At 35.2% G+C, this 7,458-nt stretch carries 5 protein-coding genes; 1 reads left to right on the top strand and 4 read right to left on the bottom strand.

What is annotated here, in order from left to right:
- The 3 genes from EZH24_RS04600 to mltG form a co-directional block, all read right to left on the bottom strand.
- On the bottom strand, positions 1-881 hold an 881-nt coding region (locus EZH24_RS04600), incomplete at its 3' end, for a glycine/betaine/sarcosine/D-proline family reductase selenoprotein B (RefSeq protein ID WP_137997945.1).
- Between the two features lie 15 nt (positions 882-896).
- Positions 897-2,219: a glycine/sarcosine/betaine reductase component B subunit gene (locus EZH24_RS04605; protein ID WP_137997946.1), complete on the bottom strand. Its 1,323-nt coding sequence runs from the start codon at positions 2,217-2,219 to the stop codon at positions 897-899.
- Positions 2,220-2,455: 236 nt separating this feature from the next.
- Positions 2,456-3,478 (bottom strand): endolytic transglycosylase MltG, encoded by a 1,023-nt coding sequence (gene mltG / locus EZH24_RS04610; RefSeq protein ID WP_137997947.1) that lies wholly within the window; start codon positions 3,476-3,478, stop codon positions 2,456-2,458.
- A gap of 257 nt (positions 3,479-3,735) precedes the next feature.
- Here mltG and EZH24_RS04615 point away from each other — a divergent pair, with 257 nt between their 5' ends.
- Positions 3,736-4,641, top strand: a complete 906-nt coding sequence (locus EZH24_RS04615; RefSeq protein WP_137997948.1) for a hypothetical protein — start codon at positions 3,736-3,738, stop codon at positions 4,639-4,641.
- Between the two features lie 106 nt (positions 4,642-4,747).
- On the opposite strand, the gene gyrA is transcribed toward EZH24_RS04615, so the two are convergent.
- Positions 4,748-7,255, bottom strand: coding sequence for a DNA gyrase subunit A (gene gyrA / locus EZH24_RS04620; RefSeq protein WP_137997949.1), 2,508 nt, complete (start codon positions 7,253-7,255; stop codon positions 4,748-4,750).
- Between the last annotated feature and the right edge of the window lie 203 nt (positions 7,256-7,458).

A 7,458-nucleotide genomic window follows, 5' to 3' on the forward strand; every position in this document is an offset into this window, starting at 1 on the left:
GGCACTATTCTGTCAGGGTCTTCGTTAGCCGCAGCGGGGTCGAAACCAGCATGTATAGTCATATATTCGCCTTCAACCAAATCGTCCTTGCCAGATATATCGTATTTTCCCCATTTTGTAGCAGATGCGGATTGTATTCTATCTGGATTTCCAACTGGAACTATGCCTCCGCTCGTCACTACCGCTACTTGCAATTTAGATAATTCTTCTTTAGTAACGGGTTTCGCTATGGTTACCAATTCTTTTTTAGGGATTATAAGCTCGGAGGTAAACGGTTCGCCTTTTATCTTTTTAAGAAGCATATCCATTACTCTTTCAGTCGCTGGAATATTATCTTTTCTCCATATCTGCTTTCTAATGCCTCTTCCAAAATATCCCTCTTCGGAAGCTGGCAAAGTTTCCTCTCCTTTCAAAAGCTTTAAAGCGAATTTACTCATAGCCAAAGTATCTTTTCCCATAGCTGCGGCTGAAGGTCCGCCTTTGAATATATACATATCCTTTCTGAACATATCTACGCCGGGATTTTCATCGTTCATAGAAGTTATTACTGGAACTTTAAACTTATCTTGAACGGCTTTGCATATTTTACCGCATGCGACTCCGTATCTTCCAGCTCTAAAAGCAGGACCCGCAAAAAATATGTCAAATTCCTTACCCTCTAAAAAGCCTAAAATTATATTTATCGCTTCGTCAGGATTACTGCCCATGAAGTTATCCCCGCATATAATGGTATGGGTTATTTCCACTTCGCCTTTAAGATGATTGGCATAGGCTACCGCAGGACCGACTTTTTCCGCTCTTATTTCGGGTTTGTAATCTGCGGTATCTTCTCCGCCTATACCAGCGAAAAATTGATTTATATATAAAATACCTTTTTGCATCTGTTTTCTCCTTAATTAAAATTCTGCCATAGTTTTAGTAGACCAACCTACTACCATATCTCCGCAGAACATAGCGTTATTTTCCATAATGATAGAGCCGTCTTTTCTTACGGAAGGACCTAATATGGCATCGTTACTCCATCCTCCAGATAAACCGTCTCGGGCTAACGATTCCAATTCTCCTATTACGACAGGCATAGGCGGAAGGTCTATCATATCGGATACATTTCCGCAAGAAACTATGGCGTCCGCTTTTTCGTCTAAAGTTACCAAAGGTTGCGAAGCTCCGTCTCTTCCCGTGCATTCGTTAGTTAGTCCTACAGTTTTTACTTTAGCGTCTTCCAAAGCCACAATACATGCTATAAAGTCCGCATCTGGATTGCCGTATCCTTCTTCCGCGACTATAGCGGCTTCCGCTCCTATATTATTGGCTATTTGAGCTACGAATAAAGCCGCTCTCTCTTTTTGTTCCAAAGCCACATTAAGATTTGAGAATATAACGCCCAAAAAATTAATAGTTTTGCCATGCTCGGACATCAATTTTTTTATCATAGGGAAATTCTGAAAATCGTAAGTAGACCATTTTGAGGAACAAGGCATGAAAGAACCAGATATAACCGCTCCGCCCAATATTTCGTTTGGATGCATTAAAGTCGGAAGCATTCTATTTGTATCCCATCCGTAAACTAAATCGTTATATCCGTCATTTTCCATTTGAGATTGAGCTTGCAATACCAACGCTACTTTAGGCAAATTTCCGTTTCTCGAAGAATCGGTAAGACTTTGAAGAGTATAAGTTTCAGTTTCTTCAGGTTTCAATTCTTTAACAGCGTTTCCTAAATATTCCGCAAGTCTCATACCAGCCCATCGAAGCGCCCTATTTTTTTTCTGCTGTTCATGACGCTCGAATTCCTCGTCCGTATCGGCTACCAAACATACATTTATTAAAGTGGAGTAATAAGTATATTTAGCGCCTTTGCCTCCCATGTCGATTAGTCCGTCTTGGAATCCTCCATAATGCTTTCCAACCGCTAAAACGCTGCAGTTTTTCAAAGCATGCATATCTCCGTCTCCAGCCCTATACATAGGACCCAAAACTCCCGGAAAAATAGTTTTGCCGTCAAGTCTGCATCTCGGCTCGATGGCTTCTTTAACGGGAACTATTCTAACCATATCGCCGGGCTTTACTATAATTATGTCGGCTTCGGTGATATGTTTGTCTTCTTTAACAATATTTAAAGCTTCTTCTTTATTAATTGTTAAAGTAGAATTTTCAAATTTGGTTTTCTCTCCAAATTTGATGTCTTTTACATAAAAGTTTCCTATATGTAATTCCATCTTTAATCTCCTTTTGTTTAATTTTTTTGAAATATTTATAGAAAAAATACTTTAAGGAAAAGTATTTAGATAGTAAACATAATTTATAGTTTGATATAAGAAATTTTGAGATAAATATTTTATTGGCAAGTGAAGTGAATTTCATGAAATATACTCCAAAATTTGCTTAATTAAGCAATATAGTAAATTAAATTAATAAAAAAGTCAATATATAAATTTAGAATTATATTAATTTATTATCTCTTATTAAAAATATATTTATTTATATTATTAATATGTTCCTCATAAGTTCTCGTAAAAACATGTTTCCCCGTTCCGTCAGCTACAAAAAATAAATAATCGGTATTTGCGGGATTAAGCGCCGCTTCTATCGCCTTAACTCCGCTCGAGCATATTGGCGATGGAGGAAGTCCTTTTTTAAGATAAGTATTGTAAGGACTTTGCATTAATCTAATCGCATCCGCTATCTCTCTGGATGTTACGGTTTCTATAGCGTCTCCTTTTTGTAAAGTCATCGCGTAAATTGTAGTCGGGTCCGCTTGAAGACGCATATCTACCTTCAGTCTATTATAATAAACGGAAGATATTATTTTAGGTTCATCCAAAGCTCCCATTTCTTTTTCTATAATCGAAGCCATAGTTAAAACTTCATGCAAACTATAACCTAATTTTTTCGCTCGGTTTTCAAAATCCGCTCTCGGAAATTTTTCAAATAAAGAATCTATCATTAAATTAAGCAATACTATCGGCGGATTTCCTTTTACGATATAATAAGTAGAAGGAAAAATATAACCTTCCACGCTTTCGGTGGGAATATTATATTTTTGCAATATTTCTTTATCATAACATAATTTTAAGAATTCTTCTTTTGTAGTAAAATTTTCTTCTTCCAAATAATTCGCTATTTCGTAAATATTTTTTCCTTCCGTAATCGTTAATTTGCTCATTACCTGTTTTCCGCTATTTATATATTTCATTATATCAATCATATTCATGGTTTTGTTTAATTCGTAATATCCGCTTAAAAGTTTTCTGTCATATTTTAAATATTTGGAAATTAAAGAAAATAATTTTGCATTTCTTATTAATCCTTGCAATTCGAGTTTTTTCGCAATCGAATTAGCGCCTTCGCCTTGCCTAATTTCAAAATATACGATTTCTTTATATTTACTCGTTGGACTTATGTTATATAAAGCAAATGTTCCCGCAAAAATCACGGCTATTATTAGTAGAGTTATTATAATTAATAGTTTTTTCATAATAAATTTTTCTTTTCTAATATTAATTTAATACATTATACAAAGATAAAATAAAATTGTCAAAATAAAAATAGATATTTAATTTTATATACAATTAAAAAATTCATTTCCTTATTTGAATTATAAAATAAATTTTTCAATTTAGTTATTGACAAAAATAAAAAATATACTATTATAATAAAATGATTAATAAAAAAGAGGCAAAAATATGTATACTGTAAATTCGTTAAGCAAAGCAAAGCAAAGCAAAGCAAAGCGTGAATTACGCTCTAATTAACAATTCTTTCAAAACATTTCTTATCGCATTATTATTGCTAATATTATTATTTTCAATTAGCTGTAATAATAAAAAAACAACGGGAGGCTACACAGGAGGAGGTTCTTTATTAGTAAGCGTGGAAGCAAACAATTCTTACGATATAACGGTTATAAGTCAAAATTCTTCTTCAAGCGTTTACTCTCAGGGAATTATAGGATTTGCAGTTAATGGCGCTTCGGATTATGATGTTTCAATTCAAAGTGTAAAGAGCGACTCAAATAATACATTGACTTTAGACGCGTCCAATTTCAGCTATAACAAATCCACAAAAACATTGACTTTATCAACTTCGGGTTTAACCAAATTCAATAACGCGACTTTAACGGAGGCAACGGCTTACCAATATACCATAACATTCAGGTTTACCGACTCTTCGAATACGAGTAAAAAAACTACATATAATGTAACAATCAATTTATATAAAGCGAAATTTATAACCAAAACGGAAGTAGAAGATATGGTCAAATCTATTGGAACAGTTTTAGTTCAAGTTCCAGCTTCTCCTAATGTCCCTGTTACCTTTAATTTTTCAACCGCATCTTTTAAAAGCGGCAACCCTAATTTTAATGTAAAGAGCGCAGGCAACGCTGGTAATATAAAATTAAGCGTAAGAACCGCTCGGGTTAATGTATTCTCATCCTTATCTAAAACCGAAAATTATCAAAAATATTTTTCAGGTGTGAGTTATAAAGCGCCAGAATTTAGCGGAGCTAATCTTACTTTATATTGTCCATTGAAATTAAAAAGCGGTTATGCTTTGTCAAGCGAAAGCGAGGTCGCTCATTTAACGGACGATGGTTTAAGTATTCAATTAACTTTAGACAGCAATCAGGATTGGGAATAAAATTAAGTTTATATTGCGATTAAGAAGCGTAAAAAAGGCATCGTATTTATTACGGTGTCTTTTTTATTTGGATTGCCACGCCGTTGTTTGTTTGCAATGACAAATCTTATTTATCCTCCGCCGAAGGAACTACAGCCAAATCGCTTACTCTTGCGCCGTCAGATATATTGACTATTTTTACGCCCTTTGCATTGCGTCCAAGTTCTGGAATAGAATTCGCTTTTATTTTTATAGTCATATCGTCCGTAGTCACAACCATTATCTCGTCTTTGTCTCCAACCGTTTTTACGCTAACGACTTTTCCAGTTCTATTGTCGAGTTTGATATAAATCTGTCCATGTCCGCCTCTGCCTTTAACATTAAACTGTTTTGAAGATAGTCTTTTTCCTATTCCGTTTTCGGTTATAACTATTAAAGATTCGCCTTTATGAATTCCGTTTCCAGATACGCAAATATCGTCTCCAGAAAGAGTTATTCCTTTGACTCCGCCCGCAGCTCTTCCCATATTTCTAACCTTTTGCTCGTTTATTCTCAAAGCGAGTCCAGAATCGGTAGTCATAATGAAATCGTCTCCCGTTTGAATCGCCGAAACAGCGACAAGCTCATCGTTATTTTCCAAAGTAAGCGCCAATATTCCGCGTTTTTTAGCGTTTTCAAGATGTTTTAATTCCATCTTTTTTATAGTTCCTCTTTTTGTAACCATTATAATCGATTGTTTAGGGTCGAAATCGGATACGGTAAAATAGCTGGTAATTTTTTCATCTGGAGCGAGATTAAGAATAAATTTAACGCTTTTTCCTTGCGACAATTTCGTCAAAGCTGGAATTTCATGCACTTTCATCCAAAAAGCTTTTCCTCTGTCGGTAAATATAAATAAATAATCTTTAGTGGAAGCGACAAATAAATGTTCGATATAATGTTCTCCCTGCGATTTTCCGCCCTGAACTCCGACTCCGCCTCTTCCCTGAGTGCGATAACTTGAAGCGGGAACTCTTTTAATAAAGCCTTGAGTCGTTATAGAAACGGCTACATCTTCGTCATGAATCAAATCTTCTTCGTCTATTTCCGTATCGTTAGTTTTTCCGATAATTTCGCTTTTTCTGTCGTCTCCGTATCTTTCGGATATTTTTTGAAGTTCGTTTTTTATTACCGCCAATATTTTATTCGGATGAGCGAGCAAATCTTCGCAATAGGCTATAAATTCTTTTAATTCTTTCAATTCTTCCTCTATTTTCAATTTTTCCAAAGCGGTTAATCTTTTAAGAGGCATATCGAGTATAGCTTGAGCTTGCTTTTCTGATAATTTAAATGTTTTCATTAAAGTGTTTCTTGCCGATTCGGTATTTTCGCTCTCTCTTATTATTTGAATGACTTTTTCTATATTCGCTTGGGCTATTAAAAGTCCTTCCAAAATATGCGCTTTCGCTTTAGCTTGATTTAAGTCGAATTGAGTTCTTTTCGTTATAACTTCTACTCTATGGTCTACAAAATATTTAATAAGCTCTTTCAAATTGAGAACTTTAGGCTCTCCATTAACCAAAGCCAAATTTATTATTCCGAAAGTCGTTTCCAAATCTGTATGTTTGAATAATTGATTCAAAACTATTTGAGTGGCGACTCCTTTTTTAAGTTCTATTACGAGTCTTATTCCCGCTCTATTGCTCGATTCGTCTCTTATATCTGAAATTCCCTCGATTTTTCCTTGTTTAACGAGTTCGGCAATTTTTTCATGCAAAGTAGTTTTTACCACATTGTAAGGAAGTTCTTTAACTATTATCGCCTCTCTGTCTTTTTTTATCTCTTCAATTTCAAGTCGCGCTCTTAATTTTATTCTTCCTTTTCCCGTAGTGTATGCCTCTTTGATTCCCTCTTTTCCGTATATGATTCCCGCGGTAGGAAAGTCGGGACCTTGAACATATTTCATCAAATCTTTTATTTCCGCGTTTTGATGGTCTATATAATAAGAAATAGCGTTAATTACCTCTCTTAAATTGTGCGGAGGCATATTAGTAGCCATACCGATTGCAATTCCCATACTTCCGTTTACGAGCAGTTGAGGAACTGTCGCGGGCAAAACCGATGGCTCTGTTCTCGAATCGTCAAAGTTTGGAACGAATCTAACCGTATCTTTTTCTATATCGTTTAGCATCTCTTCGGCAAAACGAGTCATTCTCGCTTCGGTATAACGCATAGCCGCTGGAGGGTCATCGTCCACAGAACCGAAATTTCCCTGTCCGTCCACAAGCAAATATCTCATAGCGAAATCTTGCGCCATTCTAACCATAGTTCCGTAAACCGCGGAATCTCCATGCGGATGGTATCGGGCTAAAACTTCTCCGACTGTGGCAGCCGACTTTTTATAAGGTTTATCATGCGTGAGATTAGCGTCATACATCGCGTATAATATTCTTCTATGAACGGGCTTCAAACCGTCTCTAACATCTGGAAGCGCCCTTGAAACTATTACGCTCATTGAATATGTCAAATATGATTCTCTTAATTCGTTTTCTATAGATATATGATTTACTCTTTTAAGTATATCTTTCGTAAGCGTTGAATACTGCCTTTCTTCCGTTCCGTTATTATCTTTGCCGTTATTTTTCTTTATCGCCATTTCTTTTATCCTTAAAATATTTAGAAAATATTATATCATTAAATTATATAATTATCAATATAAAATAATGCCTATATTAAATATTAAGTTATAAATTAATTAAAATTTTTTCATTTTTGGATTACTTCGCTTCACTCGGCAACTGCCCGCTTTAGCGTGTGGGCTTTAGCCTAGCCTCAAAACCTCGTAATGACAAATTTCAA

This window comes from Brachyspira catarrhinii, assembly GCF_005518285.1.
In the GTDB taxonomy this organism is placed as follows: domain Bacteria; phylum Spirochaetota; class Brachyspiria; order Brachyspirales; family Brachyspiraceae; genus Brachyspira; species Brachyspira catarrhinii.

Coding starts and splice junctions, on each gene's coding strand:
- EZH24_RS04605 (WP_137997946.1), bottom strand. CDS start 2,219: ATGGAATTACATATAGGAAACTTTTATGTAAAAGACATCAAATTTGGA.
- gyrA (WP_137997949.1), bottom strand. CDS start 7,255: ATGGCGATAAAGAAAAATAACGGCAAAGATAATAACGGAACGGAAGAA.
- mltG (WP_137997947.1), bottom strand. CDS start 3,478: ATGAAAAAACTATTAATTATAATAACTCTACTAATAATAGCCGTGATT.